At 41.5% G+C, this 25,594-nt stretch carries 19 protein-coding genes; 6 read left to right on the top strand and 13 right to left on the bottom strand.

Features of this window, described 5'->3' with window-relative positions; genetic code table 11:
* Nucleotides 1-3: 3 nt before the first annotated feature.
* From ACJAZP_RS15965 to ACJAZP_RS15915, 11 genes are all read right to left on the bottom strand, one after another.
* Nucleotides 4-3,444 (bottom strand): hypothetical protein, encoded by a 3,441-nt coding sequence (locus tag ACJAZP_RS15965; protein WP_415231740.1) that lies wholly within the window; start codon nt 3,442-3,444, stop codon nt 4-6.
* Between the two features lie 95 nt (nt 3,445-3,539).
* Complete coding sequence (locus ACJAZP_RS15960) at nt 3,540-4,523, bottom strand: ABC transporter ATP-binding protein (protein WP_415231739.1); 984 nt, start codon at nt 4,521-4,523, stop codon at nt 3,540-3,542.
* Nucleotides 4,524-4,533: 10 nt separating this feature from the next.
* A complete protein-coding gene (locus ACJAZP_RS15955; RefSeq protein WP_415231738.1) occupies nt 4,534-5,490 on the bottom strand; it encodes an ABC transporter ATP-binding protein in 957 nt (318 codons plus the stop codon).
* A complete protein-coding gene (locus tag ACJAZP_RS15950; RefSeq protein ID WP_415231737.1) occupies nt 5,487-6,467 on the bottom strand; it encodes an ABC transporter permease in 981 nt (326 codons plus the stop codon). Before ACJAZP_RS15950 ends, ACJAZP_RS15955 begins: the two co-directional genes overlap by 4 nt.
* 10 nt (nt 6,468-6,477) lie before the next feature.
* Complete coding sequence (locus ACJAZP_RS15945; protein ID WP_415231736.1) at nt 6,478-7,452, bottom strand: ABC transporter permease; 975 nt, start codon at nt 7,450-7,452, stop codon at nt 6,478-6,480.
* 55 nt (nt 7,453-7,507) lie between these two features.
* Complete coding sequence (locus tag ACJAZP_RS15940) at nt 7,508-9,148, bottom strand: ABC transporter substrate-binding protein (RefSeq protein ID WP_415231735.1); 1,641 nt, start codon at nt 9,146-9,148, stop codon at nt 7,508-7,510.
* A 460-nt stretch (nt 9,149-9,608) separates the two neighbouring features.
* Nucleotides 9,609-10,553 (bottom strand): ABC transporter permease, encoded by a 945-nt coding sequence (locus ACJAZP_RS15935; RefSeq protein WP_415231734.1) that lies wholly within the window; start codon nt 10,551-10,553, stop codon nt 9,609-9,611.
* A 2-nt stretch (nt 10,554-10,555) separates the two neighbouring features.
* Nucleotides 10,556-11,533, bottom strand: coding sequence for an ABC transporter permease (locus tag ACJAZP_RS15930; RefSeq protein ID WP_415231733.1), 978 nt, complete (start codon nt 11,531-11,533; stop codon nt 10,556-10,558).
* A gap of 242 nt (nt 11,534-11,775) precedes the next feature.
* Entirely contained in the window at nt 11,776-13,332 is a 1,557-nt protein-coding gene (locus tag ACJAZP_RS15925; RefSeq protein ID WP_415231732.1) for an ABC transporter substrate-binding protein, read from the bottom strand.
* Between the two features lie 171 nt (nt 13,333-13,503).
* Nucleotides 13,504-15,204: a dipeptide ABC transporter ATP-binding protein gene (locus ACJAZP_RS15920; RefSeq protein ID WP_415231731.1), complete on the bottom strand. Its 1,701-nt coding sequence runs from the start codon at nt 15,202-15,204 to the stop codon at nt 13,504-13,506.
* Nucleotides 15,205-15,967: 763 nt separating this feature from the next.
* On the bottom strand, nt 15,968-16,927 hold the full coding sequence (locus tag ACJAZP_RS15915) for a LysR substrate-binding domain-containing protein (protein WP_415231730.1): 960 nt from the start codon (nt 16,925-16,927) through the stop codon (nt 15,968-15,970).
* Between the two features lie 192 nt (nt 16,928-17,119).
* On the opposite strand from ACJAZP_RS15915, the gene ACJAZP_RS15910 reads away from it, so the two are divergent.
* On the top strand, nt 17,120-18,322 hold the full coding sequence (locus ACJAZP_RS15910; RefSeq protein WP_415231729.1) for a multidrug effflux MFS transporter: 1,203 nt from the start codon (nt 17,120-17,122) through the stop codon (nt 18,320-18,322).
* A 46-nt stretch (nt 18,323-18,368) separates the two neighbouring features.
* Here ACJAZP_RS15910 and ACJAZP_RS15905 read toward each other — a convergent pair whose 3' ends face one another.
* Nucleotides 18,369-19,013: an alpha/beta fold hydrolase gene (locus ACJAZP_RS15905; protein ID WP_415231728.1), complete on the bottom strand. Its 645-nt coding sequence runs from the start codon at nt 19,011-19,013 to the stop codon at nt 18,369-18,371.
* Between the two features lie 258 nt (nt 19,014-19,271).
* Here ACJAZP_RS15905 and ACJAZP_RS15900 point away from each other — a divergent pair, with 258 nt between their 5' ends.
* The gene (locus tag ACJAZP_RS15900; protein WP_415231727.1) at nt 19,272-20,084 is read left to right on the top strand and encodes a mechanosensitive ion channel family protein; all 813 of its coding nucleotides are present in this window, start codon (nt 19,272-19,274) and stop codon (nt 20,082-20,084) included.
* Between the two features lie 368 nt (nt 20,085-20,452).
* On the opposite strand, the gene ACJAZP_RS15895 is transcribed toward ACJAZP_RS15900, so the two are convergent.
* Nucleotides 20,453-21,610: an FAD-dependent monooxygenase gene (locus ACJAZP_RS15895; RefSeq protein WP_415231726.1), complete on the bottom strand. Its 1,158-nt coding sequence runs from the start codon at nt 21,608-21,610 to the stop codon at nt 20,453-20,455.
* A gap of 182 nt (nt 21,611-21,792) precedes the next feature.
* Between ACJAZP_RS15895 and miaB the strand changes: the two genes are divergently transcribed.
* The 4 genes from miaB to ACJAZP_RS15875 form a co-directional block, all read left to right on the top strand.
* Nucleotides 21,793-23,214: a tRNA (N6-isopentenyl adenosine(37)-C2)-methylthiotransferase MiaB gene (gene miaB / locus ACJAZP_RS15890; protein WP_415231750.1), complete on the top strand. Its 1,422-nt coding sequence runs from the start codon at nt 21,793-21,795 to the stop codon at nt 23,212-23,214.
* 181 nt (nt 23,215-23,395) lie between these two features.
* A complete protein-coding gene (locus ACJAZP_RS15885; protein ID WP_415231725.1) occupies nt 23,396-24,424 on the top strand; it encodes a PhoH family protein in 1,029 nt (342 codons plus the stop codon).
* Nucleotides 24,424-24,900, top strand: coding sequence for an rRNA maturation RNase YbeY (gene ybeY / locus ACJAZP_RS15880; protein WP_415231724.1), 477 nt, complete (start codon nt 24,424-24,426; stop codon nt 24,898-24,900). The genes ACJAZP_RS15885 and ybeY overlap by 1 nt, the downstream gene beginning before the upstream one ends.
* Nucleotides 24,901-24,909: 9 nt before the next feature.
* Nucleotides 24,910-25,594, top strand: a 685-nt coding sequence (locus ACJAZP_RS15875) for a CBS domain-containing protein (protein ID WP_415231723.1), incomplete at its 3' end; no start/stop codon positions are given.

The following is a 25,594-nucleotide window of genomic DNA, read 5'->3' as shown; positions in this document are numbered from 1 at the left end:
CTCCTAAACTGTTTTCAATAAGATGCTTGCTGGGATAGAAACGTTAACTTGCCTGACAGTATCACTGCGGTCAAATATCTGTCGGCTGAGCTGTCTGGTCATGTGCAGTGAACTTAACGTGATAGTTTGATCATTAGTCAATGTCAGCGCAATCTCCTCCTCCCCCTGTTCAACAAGCTTGTAGACAAACGGGATCTGACAATAGGTAAATGCCAGGCTATTTTTAGCTAAGCTGATAGTCTGATATTGACCCGCTACATTAATAAAATCGAACTCCCCGGCTGCCGGCAAAAATTCAGATATTTTTAATAAAGAAGGTTTAATGTCAATGGCCCCATATTCCACAATTAAGCCTAATTCACCAAAGCGCGTTAGGATCTCTTCTTTTACTTGCCCGGTCATGCCAGGTTGTTGAGCACCCGCATGCTTAGGTGTATGAGAATACGGGTCAGTTGGGAATGCACCGTAAACATCCGGTGTTTTGTTAAAACCAATACCTGAACGTACTTTATAATAGTATTCAGCAAGTTTTTGTGTTGCAGAGGACTCTGAATCCTCTCTCCATGCAGCAAAATAGTTCTCCTGCACAGCCAGTAACAATTTAGATACCATATGCCAGTAAATTGACCCCAGACCTTCATAGCCGAACATTGTTCCTGAACGCCCTGTAAATGCCTGATGGTTAAATACTTCTTCATAGCAAGTTAATATATCAGAAGCACTGTCAGCGACTTCTGAATAATCCGATTCAATATTTTTAAGCACCTTTGATAGAACACCTGCGTTTTCAAAATCAGCATTGAAATGGTAAGCACCTGCAGCATCAACTTCAATAATGCGGCGGTCGCCCTTGGCAGCCATAGCGTTAAGTAATGCATTTTCATTTACCCGATCAGCAGCAATACAGTTTTTGTTGGCAAAACGCGTTAAATCACGATCAGGGTAGAGCATGAAAGTTTGCTGATCTGCACGGAACATTTCACTGGCATATAAATTATCGAGTAAAGTAACCGCTTGATCTGGCGTCAACACTCCTGATGATAAAACTGCAACCTGACCTTCAAGCATAGGGTAGAGCAGATCAATATTAACACTATCGGACGTATACTTAATGATGTTATACGCATTGTACAGGCCGTCTTGGCGTAGATTGGTCTGAATGCTTTCATCAATTACTTGCAGGCTAACATTTAACATTTGCTTGATAGCCGCGCAGTCAATTGTTGTTTTACCTGAGAAACCATTTTTATAAACAGCAGCACGGTAATCAGCAGCAGCAACAGCAAGATTTCTTAGCACATCATTCCGTGTTTGTGCATTGATGTTCTTATCTTGAATCTGTGCATTTGCTTCCTGAAGGATTTGCGATGTTTGTGTAACCCACTGTGCTAGCTCAGATGAAAGTTCAACTTTCATCGTATTATCTTTTAGAAGATCTTGTAAAAAAGCGACATAACGGCGCATGTAGTATAAGGTCACCATAGAAAGACCGGTACCAACGATTGCATTATTAGCATCATTCCATTCGGGTCTTTGTGTATTTAGCCAAATACCGCCGTCAACAACTAGGTTGCCGAGTTTAGCCAGCAAAGGAACCAACAACTTTTCAGTTAGGTTAACCATATAAACATTGCTATCAGCATCCAATAACAATCTACCATCACTGCCTAATTTTATAATTCTCTCTTCGATAATGCGCTGTTTATCATTATTGAAAATCACAGTATTTTTGGGATCTGCAAATAATTTATCGACACCTTCAATTTCATAAGGAACATTGGCATAACTGAAAATTTCAGTACTTAAAAGTTCATTTAGCTCTGCCGGTTGATATTTTTTAGATAATTCCAGGAATTTAAGCAAGTAGATAATCTGGTGATCACCCCAGTAACCAATATTACTCCACGCATCATCTTCCTCTAAAAGTTCCCAATCAATGCCCGCTTTAGTAATACGGTAAGGGTTGTAACCATCGATTGTCGACGCATTAACAAACTTTGAAATAAATGATTTAAGGAAATTCGGGTAGCTTACACCAAGCGCTTCCCAGTTCTGGAAAATATCACGCCAGTTACCTTGGTAAGAGAGTAGCCTATCACCGTTTTCATCTTTCAATTTAATTTCGAAATGGTTCCACGGGCGACTTGGATCACCATGACGACGGCCGAAAGTTAAAGGTAGGTACTCATGGCATAAACGTACAAGCTGTGCATCTTTTTGTTCTGCCGCTATTGATAGCAACTCTTGATATTCAATACGCTCTGGCAAAGCATCAAAAAACTTAGCATGCCTTGCGCAAACCACCTTATTAGCATTAGTTAACGTCTTTACAAGATCTTGTTTTTCGACCCAATATTGGTCAACAACTACACCACCTCGCATGTTGTTAAACAGCACATTCGCATAATGATGAACGGTGGTCTCTTCTTCTGCTGTTTTCTGGTAAGCATCACTGCCCGCCATTAGCATAATAAGATCTTGATGATTAGCTTCTATCGATTGTTTGATATTCGCTTCTATTGTTTGCTTAGCACTTAAATTCTGCTGCAGAGCAACAATATTGCTGTGTGTTTTATCAATATCTGCAACGATTTGCCAGCTATCTTCTTGGCCGGCAACAAGTTGACAATTTTTATGAATAAAATAGGCCCCTCTCTGGCCACGACATAATTCTTCATTGTCTATTTGCTGGCCATGACGAAAAGCCCCTAACTGCCGGCTTGACAGTAAAATAGACTGACAATCATCAATAATACTAAACACCGACGTTGCACGTAATGATTCAGCAGGCTCTGCGCGATCACTTAATTTTGCATATAAACTGTAGCTTGCGAGTGTAGAATCAGGTAATCGTTCATTCCACTTATACGCATCTAGTAAGGCACTACTCGTTTGCATAACTGCAAGCGGTGCATTGGGTGGTAAAATATTTTGTATGCCATCCACTATTTCAAATTCAATAACTTGTTGGCTGTTGTTTATTACTGTTGAAGTTCTAACAAAACCGTATTGCTCACTTGTAGCCCATTGATATTTAAAAGTAAGTCCGAGATCAAGATTGATTTCTTCAAAAACAATCTTATCACCGGCAATATTCTTATAAAGGTTACGTTCAACATCATAAAGGTTATTATGTTGAAGATTAAATGGTTCCCATTGTTTGCAACCATTTTCAGTTTGCACTTTAACAATTGTTTTACTACCAGTATTTTCCGCACTTTCGTGAATGTAGTCTACTGATTTATATGGAAACAATGCATTTTCTGGACGAATTCGCCCTGCAGATAACGCCCCTGTAGACGAGATAAATAGCCAGTGATCACTTGCTGAAACCACACTGATAAAAAATGGAGCCATCTGATCTGCATTTTTTATTTGATAGTATTTATCACCATCAAGTGAGACAAATTGTCCCGAAATATTATTACTATTTTCAATAATCATGGTAAAACCTAAATGTGTGTAAGCGCTTTCTTGTAAACGCTAAACAAAAAACAACTATAACCGGATACAGTTATAGTTAAATAAACCGGATATAATTAAATGTTGTGGCACCTGATAAAATGATCCGGAGCTATTTGCGTGATCGCAGGAAAGCTAGCGCTACATTTATCTAAAACACGCGGACAGCGCATGACAAATGGACAACCTTTAGAATCTGGTTTCCACAATGGTATTTCACCTTTTTTGGCACCTAACTCACGACGGCCATGTTTTCCCGCTTCAGGAACCGCTGATAACAACAGTTGTGTGTACGGATGCCGAGGGCTTTGTGTAACAATATCGCTGTCCCCCCACTCAACCATATGACCGACATACATAACCGCTGTTTTTTCTGCAAAATATCTTGCGGTGGCGATATCATGAGTAATGTACATAAATGAAATGCCATGCTTATCTTTAAGATCGCTCATTAAATTTAAAATACCCAGACGTACCGAGACATCCAACATTGAGATCGGTTCATCGGCTAAAATAACCTCGGGATCAACCGCTAATGCCCGGGCAATCGCAACACGTTGTCTTTGTCCGCCGCTTAACTCATAGGGATATTTCTCTGCAGTTTCAATGGCTGGAAACAAACCAACCAGTTCAAGCAATTCATAGACCAATTTTTTAATCGTGTCTTTATCCCCACGCTTATGAATAAGCAATGGTCGTGCAATATGATGGAAAATAGAATGCACCGGATTCAGCGATCCAAAAGGGTCTTGGAAAATCATCTGCACCTGGCGCGCATAATCCAGACTTCCATGCTCTTTAACATACTCTTCTAGCGGCTGACCTTTGAAAATTATCTGACCTTCTGTCTTACCATAAATACGAGATAAAATACGTGCGCCGGTACTCTTACCCGATCCGGATTCACCAACAATCGCCAACGCTTCGCCTTTACGTAAATCAAAGGAAACATCATTGACGGCACGCATAAGCTTTTTTTTATTATTGGATTGACCAATGGGAAAATCTTTTACCATATTTTTAACTGAAAGTATTACTTCTGGACTTTTTAAGGTATCCATCATCCATTCCTTATAATTTGTGACAAGCGGCTTGGTAATCGGCACTCAATGCAATTAATGGAGGTTCATCTGTTTTGCAGATGTCCATACAGTCAGGACAACGTGTTTGAAAATTACACCCTGTTGGTAAGCGCAACAAATCGACAGGATCACCGGGAATACCGTAAAGACGTTTTTTTGGACCGTGAATCGTCGGGAATGATGCAATCAGACCTTTTGTATAAGGATGAGAAGGATTGGAAAATACCGTTTTGGCATCGCCTAGCTCAATCATATTACCGGCATACATCACGCCAATGCGATCTGCTATTTCCCCCATTAAACTTAAATCATGACTGATAAACAAAATTGAGAATCCAAACTTTTCTTTTAAATCATATAATTCATTTAAAATTTCACGCTCTACGACCACATCTAATGCAGTAGTCGGTTCATCCATGATGATAAGTTTAGGCTCTAGCGCTAAGGCAATAGCTATAACAACACGCTGTCTCATACCACCACTAAGCTGATGCGGAAAGCTTTTTAGACGATCGCCGTGCATACCGACAATAGCAAGCAGCTCTGCCGCTTTTGCTGTTGCGTCTTTAACGCTTATTTTTTTATGCGCAAGAAGCACATCGATAAGCTGCTCACCAATAGTAATCACAGGATTTAATGAATTCATTGCACTTTGAAAGACAATTGAAACATCATTCCAGCGAAAATTTCGTAACGCTTTATCAGACATTTTCAATACATCTTGTCCTTCATAAAGAATCTCGCCGTAAGGAATTAACCCCGGGGCTTTATGCAGACGTGTAATAGCAAAGGCTAGCGTGCTTTTACCACAACCGGATTCTCCTGCAATACCAACCGTTTCACCCGGAGCAATATTAAGGCTGATGTTATTAACCGCTCTGGCGATGCCGTTTGGAGAAATATAATCAACACACAGGTTATTTATTTCTAAAAGAGCTTGTTTCATAGTAGGCCTCGACGTTGATTTGCTTGTTTATTTAATTTTTTCCATAACTTCATATGCGGACCGGTTTTAAGTTTCGGGTTACTGACCTGATCAATGGACATATTGATCAGTGCTAATGCGCCACCCGTTAATGCTAAGGCGATAGCAGGGACCAGCATTTCCCACCATGCACCGGTATACAAAGAAGAGGATACTTGTGCCCAATAGAGCATTGATCCCCAGCTAACTTCGGTTGCATCTCCTAAACCAAGAAAACCTAAAGCAGCTTCAGCACCCATTGCGTAAATAACAGTACCCAGAAAACCGCCAAATACAATTGAGATTAAGTTAGGCAGAATTTCGACGAGAATAATGCGAATTTTAGACTCCCCCATCACCTCTGCAGAAATAATGAATTCATTATTTCTAATGGCCATTGTTTGTGAGCGTATAACCCTTGCCCCCCAAGGCCATGAGGTAACCCCAAGTAAGATGGTTATTACAAAAGAGCCCACCTGTCCTAAAAAGGCGGCCAGTACAATCAGCAAGGGGAGCTGCGGAAAAACCAAGAAAACATTAGTGATAAAGTTCATCCATTCATCAATTTTCCCGCCGATATAACCCGAGGTAACCCCTACCGCAATAGCTATGCTCGTCGCAATAAGACCGGCAAAAAGGGCAACAGACAAGGTCTTTCTTGCACCCTGAAGTACCTGGCTAAAAACATCACGCCCGCTTCGCGTTGAGCCTAATAGATGCTCAGCACTCGGTGCTTCATGCGGCCTTGCGACACGATCTTGAGGATCATAATGGCTAAGGACAGGTGCGAATAAAGCACCTAGGATTATAATTGTTATTAGAAAAACACCGATAATGGCAGGTGGATTACCCGCAAAAAAAGCTTTTGTTTTTTTTATTGCTGATTGGCATTTTTTTCTAAATTCACTGTGCTGAATATTTGCAGATGCTTTATCATCTGCAGTAATTGAATCATTCATAATTATCACCTTATTTCGAAATTCGAGGGTCAAGCCAGACATAAAGTAAATCTGCTACAAAATTGGCAGTTAATACCGCAGACACAAGAATCAGTAGAATGGCTTGAATGAGTGGATAATCACGAGCCATAATACCTTTAAGCAAAATATTCCCCAATCCCTGGTAGTTAAACACCACCTCAGTCATAATTGAACCAGCAAAAGAGAAACCAATCGCCATCGCAATGGCTGTGGCAACGGGTAAGATTGCATTTCGACCTGCGTAACGATACATTACTCGAAAGCTGCTTAATCCTTTTGCTTCGGCCATGGTCACATAATCTTCGCCGAGAACATTGATCATTGCATTACGCATATTGAAGACCCAAGTTGCAATCCCCACTAAAATCATTGATCCCATCGGTAAAATGGCATGCTCGGCAACGCTGCCAATAAATTCCAGCGTAAACGCCTTTTCTATAGAAGGGTCATAGGTATAGGACAACGGTAAAAGCTCAAGCTGAAGTCCAAAAAAGAAAAATAATAAAAGAGCCGTTACTATGTAAGGGAAATTACTAACAAAAGCCAGTACGGGCGGTGCCAATTGACCGAATAAACCTTCGCGACGATATGAAGCATAAGTTCCGATACTAACCCCGAGAATTAATGCAACGATTAATGAGCCTAATGCTAAAAACATTGTCCATGGCAGTGCCATGCCAATAACCTCAGTCACATCAATGGGGAACATTAAGACAGAAGGTCCTAAGTCAAGAGTGAAAACACTTTGCATATAAGAAAGATATTGTTCAAATACATTCCCATCTACAAAACCATACATCTCTCTCACCGCATCCATCTGAGCAAGATCCATTTTCCCCTGTGCAGCTGAGAATAAGGCATCGATAGGATCACCCGGCATCATTCGCGGTAGTGCAAAGTTGAATGAAATTGCGATAAGAAAAGCGGTGAAATAAAAACTAAGTCGACGTAATATAAAACTCATAAATTTTTCCTGCAGTTTTAAAGAGCCGCAAGGCGACTCTTTTGATAGAACAAAGTTACTTGAGGTGTAGATTGTTGATGATCAAGTTACGTTTACCACCGTCATACCAAACAGGTTGAACATATGGGTTTTCTTCACTAGGCCAACCGACTAATCTCGCAGTACTATATTGAAACCAAGTTGCATTTGAGAACAATGGAATAAACGGCAAGTTTTCAGCAGTGAACACCTGCAACTCATCGAGTATAGCTTGTTGTTTTTTAGCATCATTAGTCAGACCAAAACTATTAATCAAGGCATCTATTTCAGGTGAATGTACACCGTGCCCTGCATGCCAACTTTTTCCAATCTGTGACGTTAAGAAATATGTCTGATACGCCTCAATCGGATTTGTCGCAACCATTGACCAGTTAATTGACATCTTGTATGTACTGTCTTTTAACGCGCTATCATAAACAGACCAATCGACCGTTTTTATATTCGCTTTGATACCCACTTCTTCATAGTACTCAGTGACCATCTGCACTACTTGAATCCAATCGGTCCAGCCATTAACAACATTAATATCAAACTCAATGTTCTTACCAGCCATTTCTCTGAAGCCATCACCATCAGTATCTTTATAACCAGCAGTGTCTAACAACTGTTTCGCTTTTTCAGGGGCATATGTTGTGAGATTTTTATATTTAGCCGTAACTGCCTTACTAATATACGGGCCGTAAAGTTCACCAATACCACCGGCATTAAAGTTAGCTGTTGGGTAGCCATAAGCAGCAACATCAACGATCGCATTGCGATCCAGTGCCATTGATAACGCTTTACGCACGTTCAGATCATCAAAAGGCGCTTCTTTGGTATTTACGTAAAGGTGGATAGCATCATTTGCTGGATACCAAAAATGGTTATTTACAGGATCGGCCGCCACAAAAGTATTCTCAACATCGGCAATAAAGTTAGAGCCCCAATCAATTTCACCTTTCATCAATGCAGGTTGAACTTGTGAATTATCGTTATATGAACGGTATGTTATACAGTCAATATAGGGACGATTAGGCAGATAATAATTTTCATTACGACAAAGTTCCATCTGTTGCGGTTTCAAATAGCTAACAGTCGTCATTGGGCCACTGCCCACAGGATCAGGATTCGTAAAGGTTGGTAAATCTTTAACTGCCACTTTAGACCAGATATGTTCTGGTAAAATATGGTATGCAGGCAATCCCCAAATAAAAGTTGAATCTGCAGTATTTAATTTAAAGACAATGGTTGTAGCATCAGTTGCTGTTACACTCGCTAGATTACCAGATGTCCAAATAGCTTTAGAGTCAAATGCAGGCGCATCTTTAGTCATTTTAAAACTGAACGCGACATCTGTTGCTGTTAATGGAGAGCCGTCAGACCACTCTAAACCCTCACGTAATTTAACGGTTATGCTTTTAAGATCATCGGAATACTCAGCAGATTTAGCTAAACGGTATTCAGTTTTACCGGTCATATTGTTAAAAACTAGCAAAGGCTCAAACATCACACCGAGCAATAAGTCTTTTGTTGTATAGGGATTGAAATTTTCAACAAAACCAGTATTAATGATAGGTACAACTAATGTACCACCTTGTTTAAAATCTTCTGCGGCGACGCCGTTTGAAGATAACAATAAGCCACAGATGATAGAAGCTAAAATCTTTTTGTTATGCATTTAATAATCCTTAAAGTGAGTGAACCACAACATAAACGCTGCCTGAGCCTTATCGGGTCTCTATGCATTTATAGAAATATAATCCCACAGCAACAAAGAAAGCGCTTTCTTTTTTTGTAATGCTATTAGATAAAAAGAAAAGCAGCAACTTGATTGATTGAATATTGGTACTTCGGTCACACTAAACAATCTGTCGTTTTTTTACCCGTTTTATTCCAACCAGTAAAAAATCGAGTGATTTATGTATAACTGTTTGATGTTGAATTACCTATGCCAAAACACTTTCTAATTTAGGAGCAAGGCAGAAGATATAAATAATCAGGTTTTTCTTACAATAATGGTAAGGAAGAGCGGCTGCATGAGCAGCAAAGCAGAAAGTAACTAGGTGGATTTTTTGATTCCATTAACATCCAAAGATGGTGTTAAAAATGCCCATCGCAATGGGCATAAAATAACCGACTTAACCTTTATAAATTTTCGGGTTGAAGACGTCTTTTAACCAGTCACCCAGAAGGTTAATAACCAGTACCAGAGTCACCAGTACAATACCGGGGAAGAGTGTTATCCACCAGGCTCCCGAGAAAATATATTTAAAACCTATGCTGATCAGAGCGCCCAATGAAGGCTGGTCAACGGGTAAACCTAAGCCCAAAAAGGATAATGCCGCTTCAGACATGATTGCATTGGCGACTTGTACCGTAGAAATAACCAGAATCGGTGAAAGACAGTTTGGTAAAATATGCCTGAACATTATTCGACCGGCTTTAAATCCCATGACCTGCGCAGCTTCGACGTATTCTTTTTCCTTTTCTGCCAGTACCGAGGCACGAATGGTGCGCGCATATTGCGGCCATTCCGCAACACCGATGATCACCACCAGCATGATCACCGCATATTCACTGTAAAACTCGTTACCAAAACTCGCTTTAAAAATGGCCGAGACAATAATCGCCACCATCAGGGTTGAAAAGGACAGCTGTACATCGGCAAAACGCATCAGGAAACTATCAATACGTCCGCCAAAATAACCGGAAGAAAGACCAATCACTATGCCTAAGAAAAGCTGCAGACCGACGGCTAAAAAGCCGATGGTTAAGGATAAACGTGAGCCGTAAAGTATGGTTGAAAATATGTCACGTCCCTGGTCATCGGTTCCCAGTAAAAATTGAGGATCACCCTCTGCCATCCACGCGGGAGGAAGTTCCGAATCCATCAAACTGATGCTGGTAAGATCATAGGGATCAGTCGGTGCAATAAGCGGCGCAAATAATGCCATCACGACACAGGTAAGGAAGATGGCAAAGCTCAACATTGCCACTTTATCTTTCAAAAAATAATAAATCAGATCTGAATTTTTTAAACGTTCCCAACGGCTAGGAACATGGGAAGAAGTAATAGTATTCATATTTAAGCGCCTTTACCGGTGATATTGACGGTCGGATCAACCACACCATATAAGAGATCGACAATGGTATTGGTGACCACAAAGATTAAACCAACAAAGATGACATAAGCTGTGATCAGGGGAGTATCCACACGGTTAATCGCTTCTAAAAATAAAAAACCGGTTCCCGGCCATTGAAAGACCGTCTCGGTTAAAATGGTATAAGCGACCATAGTGCCGATTTGCACGCCACCCACGGTGAGCACCGGCAGCATGGTATTTTTCAGCGCATGCTGGTAATGCACTTTCTTCATCGGCAACCCTTTCGCCGTGGCAAATTTTACATATTCAGAGCCAAGCGCTTCGAGCATTTCCGAACGCACTAAGCGGATAAACAGTGGCAACATGATCGACGCTAACGAGATACAAGGTAAAATAAGATGTAAAAGACCATCTTTAGTCAGATATCCGGTCTCCCAGCCTAAAACATTAAGCGTTTCACCCCGTCCGTAAGAGGGCAGCCACTGCAGCTCGATGGAAAACAGATACATCAGCATAATGGCGGTCAGAAAAACCGGCACGGAAATACCCAAACTACTAAGTGTCATGACTACTTTTGTCCATGTACTTTTAGGGTGAATAGCACAGTAGACCCCAAGCGGTATGGCCACAAAAATAATAATCAAAGCCGCACCAAAAACTAGTTCAAAGGTTGCTTCAAATTTATCTAATATGACTTCAACAACCGGTTTTTTAAAGAAATAAGAGGTTCCTAAATCGCCATGTGCCGCGTTTGTAATAAACCGGGTGTATTTGACAGGAAATGGATCATTAAGACCTAATTCGTCACGCAGTATCTCTCTCTCCGCCGTGGATACAGATTGTCCCACTAACTCACGAAGCGGATCGCCCAAGTTATCCTGAATAGAGAATGCAATCAAACTGATCACAAACATCACTACCAGCGCCTGAAAAAGCCGCTTGACCAGAAATGTAAACATTCCTTGTACCTCAAATTAATTAATAAAATAAACGTTTACAACGAAGTACTAAGGTCTTCGCCATAAAGATTTGAATGAAAAAACTCTTTTTTTTGTATACATAAACTACTTGAAGTGCTTTTTAAAGTCGTTTGTGTATACACTAAGGCCCTAAATAAATAGGGCCTTTTCAGCGTTATTGATAACTTGTTAACAAGTTCTCAATAAACAATTACTTAACTATTTTTTATTTTAACAACTCTTTATTTAACAACAAGGTCACCGAAGTACGGGTAGTTCATGGAGTTAACGATCGGTTCAATCTGCAGATTAGATTTTGCTCCCCAAGCCAAATTCTGCCAATGAAGAGGAACAAAGGCCGCGTCTTTGTACAATGTTTGTTCTACTTTCTGTAACATAGTCGCACGTTTAGCGGGATCTGTTTCAGCATTGGCAGCATTAACTAAATTATCAACCTCAGGGTTAGAATAATGTCCGCAGTTATAAGCACCTTTACCCGTATCAGTATTACGCGTCATGGTCAAAAATTCAGAGAAGTTAGCAGAATCTTCGGTATCTGAATGCCAACCGATCATCATCATGTCCGCAGCACAAACATCAAATTCAGGCCAGTATTGCGCTTTAGGCAGCGTTTTTAAATCAACATTGATATAAATCTTAGCCAGCATACCGGCGGCTGCCTGTGCAATCTGAGCATCCTTCACATAACGGTTGTTTGGCGCCATCATAGAAAGCTGCAAAGGTTTATCTTTAGAGTAACCCGCTTCTTCCATTAATTTCTTCGCTTTTGCCACATCAAAACGAGGCACTAAGGTTTCATCGTAACCGGCGTAACCAGGAGGGCCCTGTTGGCCGGCTGTGGTTGCAAAGCCTTTCATGATTTTTTTAACAATACCGTCATTATTAATGGCATGGACAATCGCCTGGCGTACGCGCACATCTTTAAGCGCCGGATTACTTTCCTGATTCATTTGGAAAGTAATAATTCGAGCACCGGAAACCGTGGTTAATTTAAGACCCTCTGTCTCAGCAACACGTTTCTGATCGTTTGGCGCCACCGGATAGATCATATCTACATCACCGGACAGCAGCGCTGCAACACGTGTAGCATCTTCCTTGATAGGTACCAGTGTCAGTTTATCAACATTGCCGGGAGAGTTTGTATCCCAATAATCATCAAAACGCTCAAAGACCACTTTGATGCCCTGTTCACGGGACGTTATTGTATAAGGGCCGGTACCTGAAACGTGGGTTGACGCAAAAGAGCCGCCATGTTTAATAATTTCACTTTTATCTTTACCGTCCATTTCACCAGAATAGAATTTTTTGTCCATCGGGAAGATGTAGGTCGCCGTTTGCAGTACTAACGGGTAAGGTTCAGTTGACTTGATTTCGACAGTATAATCATCAATTTTAAGCATTTTCTCATAGGGTGAGAAAATACCTTTAAAATCAGCAGAGGCTTTAAGACGATTAAATGTCCAAATAACGTCATCCGCTGTCATGGTATTACCCGAGTGGAATTTAACCCCTTTACGCAGATGAAAACGGAATGTTGTATCATCAATACGTTCCCACGTCTCCGCTAAACGGGGTTCAAAGTCCAATGCTCTAGTGAAACGAATAAGTGGATCAAAGAGCATATGCGACATCTGCAGCGTTCCACCTGAAAGTTGCTCATGCGGGTCAAGTGATACCGGATCAGCATCATAGGCAACAGTAATATCCGCAGCTGTTGCACTAAAGCTTAATCCGGCTGCCAGCAAAGCAACCGTCAGTTTGGTCTTGAAAAATTTCATTACATAACTCCTTGATGCCGGGACTAATTTCCCGTTGGTTTTGGTCATTTTAGCGAATTGTCGAAGCATAGAGCTAAACCTTAGTTTATGTCTCATGCTTACGACTGTTATTAACCTTTACACTCAATTTATTGGCAATTGACGTTTTGGTGAATATTAGTGCTTAAAAAATCAAGATCTCAGCCCTTTAAATTTAGGCATTAAAGAAATAAGATGTTGACTGTATTGATGCTGTGGCGTGTTAAACAATTGTTCTGTAGGCGCAATTTCTAACAGTTTACCCTGCTGCATAACCCCGATACGATCGCACACTTGACGTATCACCGGCAGATCATGACTGATAAATAACATGGTTAAATTCAGTTCATCCTGAAGATCTTTTAACAAGTTCAATATTTGCCCCTGCACAGAAACGTCTAAAGCGGATGTTGGTTCATCACAGATTAATAAACGCGGTCTAGTTGCCAAAGCACGAGCAATGGAGATACGCTGACGTTGACCACCGGAAAATTCATGCGGATATTTCACTCCCGCCATCCGCCCTAACCCCACATGATCTAATAAATCATGCACTATCTGACGAATTTCAGCCTCTGATTTGGCGAGTTTATGAAAGCGGATCGGTTCAGCAATAATATCGAAGATACGCATGCGAGGATTCATTGAAGTATAGGGATTTTGAAATACCATCTGCATTTGCCGGCGAATTGGCCGGCGCTGTTTTTCTGATTTTATTGCTGTTAAATCAATACCTTCAAAGGTTATCTTACCTGAATTTGGTTTATATAAACCGGCAATGACACGCGCGACAGTCGATTTTCCCGAACCGGACTCACCGACCAGACCGAAGGTTTCACCTTCGTTGATCTGAAAACTAATGTTATTGTTAGCCTGAACATATTCACGGCGGCTTGCAAACATTGAGTCTTTGGTGGTAAAACGTAAACAGACATCTTCCACATTTAATAGCGGACCGCTATATTCACGCTGATCTTCCCTTTGGCCTAACCAATGGGTTTTTATATCCAGATGCTTCATTTCACCCGCTTCCTCGATATAATTGACCAAAGGAAATCGGTCTAACTTAATATCTGAGCGGGGTACTGCTGAAATCAGACTGCGCGTATAATCATGATCGGGATTTCCAAGCACTTTTTCAGTTAGCCCAAATTCCACCAAATCACCGCGATACATTACCGCAACTTTATCGGTTATATTAGAGACCACGCCCATATCATGGGTAACCAGCATACAGCCGACATTTTTATCAATGCACAGATTACGGATAAGGGTCAGAATTTGATCCTGAATGGAAACATCCAGTGCCGTAGTTGGCTCATCGGCAATAATTAAGTCGGGCTCACCGGAGAGTGCAATCGCAATAACAACACGTTGGCGCATACCGCCTGAGAACTGATGGGGATATTGTTTGATTCTTAAATGCGCATCGGGAATGCCGACCTGCTCCATCAAATCCAGCGCACGTTGATAAGCTTCTTTTGCGCTGACCTTTAAATTGGCACGAATGGTTTCTGTCAGTTGCTTTTCAACGGTGAAAAGCGGGTTTAAAGAGGTCATGGGATCTTGAAAAATAAACCCTATTTTCGAGCCGCGCACGGAGCGCATTTGTTGATCTGTTAAACCGGAAATTTTTGTCCCGTCTAAATAAATATCACCACTGGCAATAACACCCGGCGGGCTTAGCAAATCAATAATGCCGTTACCAACCGTGGATTTACCCGCTCCTGATTCACCGACAACGCCGACAATTTCACCTCTTTCGATGGAAAAAGAGAGGGATTTAACCGCAGCATGGATTCCATGACGAGAGGGATACTCAATGCGAAGATTTTTTACTTCTAATAAAGACATGACGAATTACCTACAGCTAGATGAAATATCACCTGGCATCAAAAAAATTATTACTATTGAATATGCTTTATAGATAATGAGATAAAAAACATATTTAATTAACAAAACGCTATATGAGAGTCGGCTTATATTATTCAATATATTTAATTTTGCAATGCGCCAGATTTGCAATAAAACAATTCATTAATACCTAAAACAATCTTTGCAACATTATTTAAACTCTAAAAACAGACCGTTAGCTACTTTTAGACAGTGCCTTATGCGTTATAAAAGCAAAATATATGCCAAAATAAAATCGTTTGTTTTATAATCTACTGAACAATCATCTCCGTGAGTCATCGTCGATACAGGCCTAGTGGCGCTTGATCCTGTGTGTTTTTTGATCATAAATAGTTGACAATTTTACTCAGGTTAAAAATCAAACTTTAAATTAAAGCGCACCAAATTGGTGCGTAATAGCCGGATTTAGGGCGTCGTTTGCAGGGCGGGGTAATCATTGTTAGATCTGTATATAAATTTCTCAGGATCACCATAAAGACAGGATATCAAATTACATGAAACGTGAAACACATCACGCCAAGAGCTGTTTATGGCTATTGGTAGTGGTGGATATTAGCGTAATACGCTTAACTAGCGGCTCAATCCAGCTTGTTAAATCAATGATGACTTCTTCGTTTTCCTGATTTTCCTGCACAATTTTGAGTATGGTATGAAGTGAACTTCTTTTACCTGCGTTAGGCAGCAAGCCAATGGGCTTTTATAATTACTTTTTCATTTCCTGTGCAATACTGGCGCAGATCGTTTCTCTTATCCATTGATGGCCCGGTTCGTCGTCGTTACGTTTATCCCATAACAGCACATAAACAAGGGGCGAAAAGGTTAGTGGTAAGGGTAACTGTACTAATGGGTATAATTTTTTAGCGTGCGGAACAAAACTGCTGGGTAAAGTAAAAATAAGATCACTGTGCGCACAAACACTTGCTGCACCATAAAAATCCGGCAGGGTACTGCTAATGCGTCGATGCAGTCCGGACTCTGCCAGATGATAATCTAAGGCCCACCAGTCATTGCCTTCACAGCGCACCTGCACATGCGACATTTGCAGATAACTGTCCATATTCCAGCCCCCGGTCTTTAGGATATTAAGTATGGGGTGTCCCGCTCTGACTAAACAGATCTGCTGGTCGGTAAATAAAGTCGTTTGATTAATACCTTGCGGTAAATTATTGAGCCTGAAATCCGATGTCGGATGCAGGTCCCGCGCGGTGATCCCAAAATCAATCTGCCCCTGTAATAAAGACTGCATTGATTTTTCAGTCCATTTATAAATATCAAGCGTTATCAAAGGCGCCTGCTTAAGCAGTGGTCCTATATAAGAAGGTAACAGGGTTTCATAAGCACTTTCGAGCATCGCAAAAGAAAATTGTCGGTGGCTGCTATCTGGCGTAAAAACGGGCGGCAGCGTGACTTGGTACAAGCTTTGTAAAATGGCGGGTAATTGCGATTTCAACTGCAGTGCATGAGCTGTCGGCTTTAAACCATGCGCATTACGTACAAACAGAGGGTCGCCCAGTGTATCTCTTAAACGCTGAAGGCTTTTACTGAGCGCCGATGGACTCAAGTTTAAACGGTTTGCCGCGCGCGTTGCGCTCTCCTCTTCTAATAATATCTGCAGGGTAACTAAAAGATTAAGATCAATCTTCGCAAGGTTATTTATATTCATCTGCGCACGCTCCTTGAGGAATCTAATCATAAACACACAACCATTGTGGTAATGCTCTATCTTTGAGCCATTCGGTTCAGATATGACTAAAAGTAAATTCAGTTCTGAAATCGTACCATTATGATTCATAACTAACTTTAGGTAAACTGCGTCGCGTAAGCTAATCAACATTTTAACTACTTGAGTATGATAATGCGCAAAAATATATTACCCATGTTGATGTCAATAGTGGTTTTAAGCCCGCTTGCTATTGATATCTACCTCCCTTCCATGCCGGCAATGGCGGCTGAATTTAATGTTTCATCCAGCCAAATACAGTCAACTTTAGTATTGTTTTTATTTGCGATGGGCATCGGACAAATATTGATTGGTCCGCTTGCGGATCGATTTGGCAGACGCCCCGTTGCGCTTGCGGGGATTGCACTTTATGTGGCAAGCAGTTTACTTGCAACCGTGGTCGTGGAGTTCCACTGGCTACAATTTGCGAGAGTATTACAGGGTCTTGCTGCATGCGCTACTTCGATAGTGGTTTTTAGTGCGGTACGCGACAGTTACACGGCCAAACAAGGTGCATATTATTACAGCTATCTAAATGGGGTTATCTGCGTCATTCCGGCATTAGCACCGACCTTAGGCGGATTACTTGCATTGCAGTTTGGCTGGCGCTCAACCTTTGTCTTTATGGCGCTTTACGCTGCGCTTATATTACTCATTTCTCTGTTTCACTTACCGGAAACTCGCCCTGAAAAGACTCACAGCGACGGCGTATTATATAACTGGGCGCGTTTTAAACCTATTTTGCAGGATTCGCATTTTCTCTTTTACGCTTTAACCTGCATGGTCGGTATGGCGTCTATTTTGACCTATGTTTCCTATGCTCCGGATTGGTTAATAGGGCATCTAGGTGTTTCCGAATTAAGTTTTAGTGCTTTATTTGGGTTGAATGCGGTGGTTAATATCGGTGCATGTTTTGCAGCCCCTCTGGTGATTAAACGTTTTGGTAACCGTGCCACTGTGTTGATAGCTTTGCTGATCCTGATAACCTCAGCAGTAGTGCAGTTTTTTGCTCAGCAGTTCGGGCCCGAGAGTGGTATGGCCGCAGCGATTATATTTATGTTACCTATGATGCTCCTGTGTATTGGTTTCGCATTATTACTTGGGCCAGCGACCAGTATGGCGCTGTCGGCATTTGGCGAGCGAGCAGGAACAGCAGCGGCGATATTGGGCTGTATTCAGATGAGTGGTGCCGCATTGTTAGCCGGTTTGATTCAGCAAACTAACTTAAGCGCCCCTTATGCTTTGATTGTATTGATGGGGGGATTAAGCACGAGTTTATTACTGGTTATGTTGATGCCACGTTATAATCACTGGCATCAGGAACCGCTCGCACCTTAAGTATTAATAGAGCCGTCTTTACAACTTAAGGGCAGATAGTGGTCTTTCATAGTTGTTTATCACCGCTATTTTTATCTAATGCACCGATAATAAACAACGCCATTCTATCAAGTGCTTTTTGTAAGTGGGCGGGATGGGTAAATCCGCTTTTGACCCTGGGCTTAAGGTCATGATCCCCATCTTCCAGCCATAACCATTGCAGCTCCTTTGGCAATCCATAGGACTGTACTTCCTCCCTACTGCCAAGTTTATCGCGTTCCCCCTGAATAATAAGCACCTCCTGCTTAATGAAAGGAAAGTGTGCTGTTCTTAAGGTTTCAGGCTTGCCCAGCGGATGAAACGGAAAGCCCAGACAGACAACCCCTTTAACCTTATCGTTGGTAGACTCCGAGGCAAATAAACTGGCAATACGCCCTCCCATTGACTTACCACCAATGACCATGGGTTGATTAAGCTCAGCAATCAGATCGACAAATTCTACAACTAACTTGTCCGCACGTGCAGGCGGACGGCGCGTTCCAGTATCAACACGCTGCTGCATATAAGCAAAGTTAAAACGTGCCACGCGGATCCCCCGCAAAGCAAGCCCCGTTGCTATTGTTTCCATAAAACTGGCATTAGCCGGTGCACCCGCACCGTGGGCAAAAACAAACAGAGGCCCCTGATCGGGTCCGTTATAAATAAAATTCATATTTTCCACTTATTGAAATTAAATAACAGGCTGAATAATAGACAGAAATTGGACTCGCAACGCAGTTATAAGAGCATAGAAATAGCGCTTATTGAAGAGAGGTAACTCACTATTTAAAAATATTTTTTCAAAAAATAATTTATTATCTACTATTCTGTTTAAAAATTATATAAAGTTTAACTGCTTGATTCTGAGCCGTACAAATCTATCGAATGTAGCCCCCCTGCTTAACTAACAGATAAAAAAAGGTGAAAATAAATGATGACTCCTGATGAAATGATGACACTAGTCACCGAAAACGCCCTCGAATACGGGCCTAAGTTAATTGCCGCCATTGCCATTTGGATAATTGGTAGCTGGGTGATTAAATTACTGGTTTCCGGTTTAAATAAAGTAATGGACAAGGGTAAAGTTGACCCCTCTTTAAAACCCTTTTTATGCAGCATCAGTGGCATAGTACTTAAAGTGATGTTAGGTATCACCGTACTGGGTATGCTGAGCATTGAAATGACCTCCTTTGTTGCCCTTCTCGCCGCAGCGGGTTTAGCCGTAGGTATGGCACTTTCAGGTACATTACAAAACTTTGCCGGTGGTGTAATGATTCTGCTCTTTAAACCCTTTAAAGTCGGCGACTTCATTGATGCGCAAGGATATATGGGGACTATTAAAGAGATACAAATTTTCAATACCATCTTAAAAACAGCCGATAATAAAACCATCATTATACCTAATGGCGGATTATCAACTGGCTCGATGGTTAACTTTTCAACTGAATCAACACGTCGCGTAGACTGGACTATCGGTGTTGCCTATGGGGATGACCTGGATAAAGCACGTGCGGTAATCAAACAACTTTGTGATGCGGATGAGCGTATATTCAAAGATCCTGCGGTGGTGATTGTGGTCTCAGCATTAGCAGACAGTTCTGTCAATTTTGCAGTGCGCGCCTGGGTTAAAGCACCCGATTATTGGGGAGTGTTCTTCGATATGAATGAAAATGTCTATAAAACCTTTTCTAAAGAAGGACTTAATATCCCATTCCCACAAATGGATGTACATCTTCATAAATAAGGTGGATATTGATAGCCAGCCAAATTTATTACTTTGACTGGCTATCAACTAACTTATGACTCACTACCCTAATATATATCAGGCTTATAAACCCATTGCATACTTCATGACTTTATTTTTCAGCGGTCCACTTCTCTGCGCCAGTCCTAACAGCCCCAAGCGTATTAAACGCCTTAAACCGAAAGAACCAAGGTCACTCTTACTTTATGAAACAAATCCATTGTGCTTATAAACCCATTGCATATTTCATGACTTTATTTTTCAGCGGTCCACTTTTCTACGCTAATCCTAACACCCCCCGGCGTATTAAACGCTTTAAACCCAAAGGACCAAGGTCACTCTTACTTTATGAAACAGATCCATTGTGCTTATAAACCCATTGCATATTTCATGACTTTATTCTTCAGCGGACCGCTTTTTTGAGCCAATCCTAGCACGCTGCGGCGTATTAAACGCACCGGACCAAGGTCACTTTTACTTACCTTATAGAACACGTCCATTGCGCTTTGCATCAATAAATTAGCCGGTTTACGTTGCCACTGGTAACGTTTAAGCAAGATTTGCATCGGTAAATCCGAACACTCCAGCAATAAATCAACTAAACACTCTACATCTTTAAAACCCAAATTCACGCCCTGTCCCGCCAGAGGATTAATGGTATGCGCGGCATCCCCCAATAACACGCAGGAGCCTTTAAAATAAGATTGCGCATGGCGGCGGGTCAGCGGGAAAGCCCCTTTATCGACCACTTCAAAGTCAAAATCCAGGTGCGCGAATTCATTTTTAATAACCTCTTTTAACTGCGCATTGGACAATGATTTTAAATGACTGATTTTTTGCGGGTTGTGGTACCAAACTAAACTGCCATTGTTTTGTGCCAGCGGCAAAAAAGCACAGGGACCTGTTTCACGAAACTCCTGCCAGGTAATGTTTTGCTGCGGGCAATCGGTTTTGATCGTTACCAGCATACACTCCTGGCGATAATCCCAAGCGGTGATACCAATATCCAGTAATTGGCGAATAGCCGAATTAGCCCCGTCACAGGCGATTAATAATTCAGCTTCAATCTGCTGCTCGTTATCTAAACAAACAAGCACGCTTTTATCTGTATTAATAATGCGTTTAACTTCCCTGTTTTCGTAAAAGGTGACGTTAGGGCATTTTTTTAAGGCTTGCCATAATACCGCCTGCACCCGGCTATTTTCTGCAATGTAACCTAATGCATCAATACCAATCTCCTGGCTGTCAAAGGTCAGTTTTTGACTGCCCTTCTCCCAGGTTTGTAATCTCTGGTAAGCACACAAACGGTTTTGCGGCAGGCTCTGCCATACGCCGGCGAGTTCAAGCAGATGTTTACTCTGTGCGCTAAAGGCAGAAACGCGCAGATCAAATGCGCCGCTGGCGAGAGGGGGAATGCAGGGAGTTTTCTCCACAAGATGGATAATAATACCCTGATTAGCGAGCAATAATGCACTGAGGGCACCGACCATGCCCCCGCCAATGACAATCATTTCTCTGTGCTGCATTATTATCCCCTCGGTTATCTTCTTAAAAGCGTTATCTTTATTGTACTTAAATTATTCGTAAAATGACAAAATTCACCCTATTGTTAGGCTTAAAAAAGGAAACAAACAAAAAGTAGCATGATCGACCTGATGTGCGTAAAATACGACCTCTTTTTTAGATCCATTGTATGAGCAAATATATTATGAGCATGAAATTACACGTCAAAACTTGGGGCTGCCAAATGAATGAGTACGACTCATCAAAGATGGCTGATCTCTTAAATTCAACAAACGGTTATATCTCGGTTGAGCATGCAGAAGATGCGGACGTTGTGTTATTAAATACTTGTTCTATCCGTGAAAAAGCCCAGGAAAAGGTATTCCACCAGCTCGGACGCTGGAAAAAATTAAAAGATAAAAAACCCAATCTGGTGATTGGTGTCGGCGGTTGTGTTGCGTCCCAGGAAGGTAAAGCGATTCGTCGTCGTGCGCCTTTTGTGGATATCGTTTTTGGTCCGCAAACCTTACACCGTTTGCCCGAAATGATTAAACAGGTTCAAGAAAACAAGGGCACAGTGGTTGATGTCAGTTTTCCTGAAATTGAAAAATTTGATTCATTACCTGAGCCTAGAGCCGACGGTGCCACCGCCTTTGTCTCGATCATGGAAGGCTGTTCAAAATATTGTACTTTCTGTGTTGTGCCTTATACCCGGGGTGAAGAAGTCAGCCGTCCGCTCGATGATGTATTATTAGAAGTTGCACAGCTAGCAGCGCAGGGCGTGCGTGAAGTCACCCTGTTAGGGCAAAATGTAAATTCCTATATTGGTGCAACCTACGACGGTGATACCTGCAGTTTTGCTGAACTGTTACGTTTTGTCGCATCCATTGACGGTATTGATCGCCTGCGCTACGTCACCAGTAATCCCATTGACTTTAGCGATGAAATTATTGCCGTCTATGAAGATACACCGGAACTGGTTAATTTCTTGCATTTACCGGTACAGGCGGGTTCAGATCGTATATTAACAGCCATGAAACGTGGTCATACTGTTGCCCAGTACAAAGATCAAATAGCGCGTTTATTAAAAGTTCGTCCGGAACTCACGGTCAGTTCTGATTTTATTATCGGCTTCCCGAATGAAACCGATGACGATTTTGAGCAAACCATGGATCTTATTAAATATATCAATTTTGATACCAGCTACAGCTTTATTTATAGCCAACGTCCGGGCACACCGGCTGCCGACATGCCCGATGATGTAACTCTGGCAACTAAAAAACAACGTTTGGCGATTCTGCAGGACAGAATTCAGCAGCAAGCGCAAGGTATTGGCCGAAAAATGGTCGGCAGCGTACAACGTATTCTAGTTGAAGGACCTTCACGTAAAAATATTATGGAATTATGCGGTCGTACCGAAAACAACCGTATTGTTAACTTTGAAGGTGACCATCGCTCCATCGGCGGCTTTGTTGATGTAGAAATAACCGAAGTGCATACAAATTCAATCCGTGGAAAATTCATCCGTGGCGAAGACGAAATGAACCTTCGTGAATCAATCCGCCCCAGTGATATTGTTAACAAACATGAAAACAAATCCACTGTTGAAACCTATATTCCCGCATAATTTACTTCTTCAATAGAACTAACCCTATTAATAGGTTAGTTTTATTGATATAAAGTTGATCAAGGTTGATACTTTCAACCGCTCCCAGAGAATGATTTATCTTCTGTGAAAAAAATTGCAGAAGCTTTAAGCTTCTTTGGCGAAAAAATCATTTAACTGTTTAATTTAAGGTTTAACTATTTTGACTACAAAATTGACTACCGTATATCTTGATTTAGTGCCTCTCGACACCAAACGCTTAGCGATATTATGTGGCGCATTTGATGATAATATCAAACAGATAGAACGTCGCCTAGGGCTTGAAATAATTTATAAAAATGAAAATATTCGCATTATTGGCGAGCATCGTTATGCCCAGGCCGGTGCAGATCTTTTACAGGAATTATACCTGGAGACTCTGCCTGTCAAAGGGAAAATACCTTCTTTATCGGCAGATGACGTGCATCTTGCCCTGCAAAACCTTATCTCGACTCACCGTTTATTAGAAGTAAAATCCGAAGAGCAGACATCCATTCAAAGTCTGACCATTAAAACCAAACGTGGCATTATTAAACCGCGCAGTGAAAATCAAACTAAATACGTGAGCAATATTTTAAAGAGCGACATTAGTTTTGGCGTAGGTCCGGCCGGAACGGGTAAAACCTATTTAGCAGTCGCCTGTGCCATTGAAGCTTTAGAACGCCAGGAAGTGAGGCGTATTCTTTTGACCCGCCCGGCGGTTGAAGCGGGTGAAAAACTCGGCTTTTTACCCGGGGATTTATCACAAAAAGTGGATCCTTATTTGCGCCCTCTTTATGACGCCCTGTTTGAAATGCTTGGTTTTGAAAAAGTAGAAAAGCTGATTGAGAAAAAAGTCATTGAAATAGCCCCTCTGGCGTATATGCGCGGCCGCACTCTAAATGATGCCTTCGTTATTTTAGATGAAAGCCAAAATACAACGGTTGAGCAGATGAAAATGTTTTTAACTCGAATCGGCTTTAATTCTACCGCGGTTATTACCGGTGATATCACCCAAATTGACTTACCGCGCCATCAAAAATCGGGTTTACGCCATGCCATTGAAGTACTGGCAGATGTTGAAGAGGTCAGCTTTAATTTCTTTCTCGCCGATGACATAGTGCGTCATCCGGTGGTTGCGCGAATAGTTAAAGCCTATGAAATTTTTGAGCGTAAAGCCGAGATGCAAGCCACTAAATTGGAAATAAAATAATGCAGTTATACGTCGATTTACAAGTTGCCTGCACGGACACTGGTAACCTGCCACTGCCTGCAGACTTTGAAAAATGGATTGAAACGGCTATCTTAGGTGGTTCAGACAGCCATCAGGAAGAGGCTGAATTAACGGTTCGTATTGTTGATAAAGATGAAAGCATGCAGCTCAACCACCAATATCGAAATACACCAAAACCAACCAATGTACTGGCCTTTCCCTTTCAAAATCCACCCGGAATCACCTTGCCATTACTGGGTGATCTGATAATCTGCAAAGAAGTAGTAGCCAATGAAGCACAGCTGCAAGGTAAACCGTTAACTGCGCATTGGGCTCACATGGCGATTCATGGCACCCTGCACCTGCTCGGTTATGATCATATTGAGCAGGCCGATGCGCTGGAAATGGAAAGTTTAGAAACACAACTGTTAACCGAACTCGGTTTTACAGACCCTTACTTAAGTGAAAAAGAGTAAATAAAATTAATGCCCGACGATAAAACACAAACATCATCAGATAATCATAAACTAAGACTATTCGATAAAATTGGTAATCTTTTCCAGGGCGAGCCACAATCTCAACAAGAATTACTGGATGTGATTCAAGGTGCAAAAACACGCCAGATTATTGATCAGCAAACCAGAGAGATGATTAAAGGCGTTTTAGATGTCTCAAAATTACGCGTGCGTGACATTATGATCCCGCGCTCACAGATGACCACATTAGGTTTGCATCAAAGTGTTCATGAATTCCTGCCGGAAATTATCGACTCGGCGCATTCACGTTTTCCGGTAATAACCGAAGACAAAGACCATATAGTGGGTATCCTGCTGGCCAAGGATTTGATTAGATTTGGTTTTAGCGGTGAGGCAAGTGAGTTTAAAATTGAAGATATACTCAGAGAAGCCGTGGTTGTTCCTGAAAGTAAACGCCTGGGGACTTTATTAAAAGAGTTTCGTAGCCAGCGCTACCACATGGCTATTGTCGTTGACGAGTACGGCGGAGTGTCAGGGCTGGTGACCATTGAAGATATTTTAGAAGTGATAGTGGGTGAAATTGAAGATGAATTTGACGATGAAGAAGAGGATGATATCCGTCAGATTGGTAAAAGAACTTATGTGGTTAATGCCATGACCTCGATTGATAAATTTAATACTTTTTTTTCCACCT

Source organism: Psychromonas sp. (genome assembly GCF_047632955.1).
Lineage (GTDB): Bacteria > Pseudomonadota > Gammaproteobacteria > Enterobacterales > Psychromonadaceae > Psychromonas.
The sequence above is the reverse complement of the archived record's forward strand: the minus strand, read 5'-3'. Positions and strand labels throughout refer to the sequence as shown.

What these genes read in the sequence shown, in the direction of transcription:
- ACJAZP_RS15895 (WP_415231726.1), bottom strand. Translation starts at nt 21,610, where the DNA reads ATGCAGCACAGAGAAATGATTGTCATTGGCGGGGGCATGGTCGGTGCC.
- ACJAZP_RS15900 (WP_415231727.1), top strand. Translation starts at nt 19,272, where the DNA reads ATGATGACTCCTGATGAAATGATGACACTAGTCACCGAAAACGCCCTC.
- ACJAZP_RS15955 (WP_415231738.1), bottom strand. Translation starts at nt 5,490, where the DNA reads ATGAAACAAGCTCTTTTAGAAATAAATAACCTGTGTGTTGATTATATT.
- ybeY (WP_415231724.1), top strand. Translation starts at nt 24,424, where the DNA reads ATGCAGTTATACGTCGATTTACAAGTTGCCTGCACGGACACTGGTAAC.
- ACJAZP_RS15920 (WP_415231731.1), bottom strand. Translation starts at nt 15,204, where the DNA reads ATGTCTTTATTAGAAGTAAAAAATCTTCGCATTGAGTATCCCTCTCGT.
- ACJAZP_RS15960 (WP_415231739.1), bottom strand. Translation starts at nt 4,523, where the DNA reads ATGGATACCTTAAAAAGTCCAGAAGTAATACTTTCAGTTAAAAATATG.
- miaB (WP_415231750.1), top strand. Translation starts at nt 21,793, where the DNA reads ATGAGCATGAAATTACACGTCAAAACTTGGGGCTGCCAAATGAATGAG.
- ACJAZP_RS15910 (WP_415231729.1), top strand. Translation starts at nt 17,120, where the DNA reads ATGCGCAAAAATATATTACCCATGTTGATGTCAATAGTGGTTTTAAGC.
- ACJAZP_RS15935 (WP_415231734.1), bottom strand. Translation starts at nt 10,553, where the DNA reads ATGAATACTATTACTTCTTCCCATGTTCCTAGCCGTTGGGAACGTTTA.
- ACJAZP_RS15905 (WP_415231728.1), bottom strand. Translation starts at nt 19,013, where the DNA reads ATGAATTTTATTTATAACGGACCCGATCAGGGGCCTCTGTTTGTTTTT.
- ACJAZP_RS15915 (WP_415231730.1), bottom strand. Translation starts at nt 16,927, where the DNA reads ATGAATATAAATAACCTTGCGAAGATTGATCTTAATCTTTTAGTTACC.
- ACJAZP_RS15950 (WP_415231737.1), bottom strand. Translation starts at nt 6,467, where the DNA reads ATGAATGATTCAATTACTGCAGATGATAAAGCATCTGCAAATATTCAG.
- ACJAZP_RS15965 (WP_415231740.1), bottom strand. Translation starts at nt 3,444, where the DNA reads ATGATTATTGAAAATAGTAATAATATTTCGGGACAATTTGTCTCACTT.
- ACJAZP_RS15930 (WP_415231733.1), bottom strand. Translation starts at nt 11,533, where the DNA reads ATGTTTACATTTCTGGTCAAGCGGCTTTTTCAGGCGCTGGTAGTGATG.
- ACJAZP_RS15940 (WP_415231735.1), bottom strand. Translation starts at nt 9,148, where the DNA reads ATGCATAACAAAAAGATTTTAGCTTCTATCATCTGTGGCTTATTGTTA.
- ACJAZP_RS15945 (WP_415231736.1), bottom strand. Translation starts at nt 7,452, where the DNA reads ATGAGTTTTATATTACGTCGACTTAGTTTTTATTTCACCGCTTTTCTT.
- ACJAZP_RS15925 (WP_415231732.1), bottom strand. Translation starts at nt 13,332, where the DNA reads ATGAAATTTTTCAAGACCAAACTGACGGTTGCTTTGCTGGCAGCCGGA.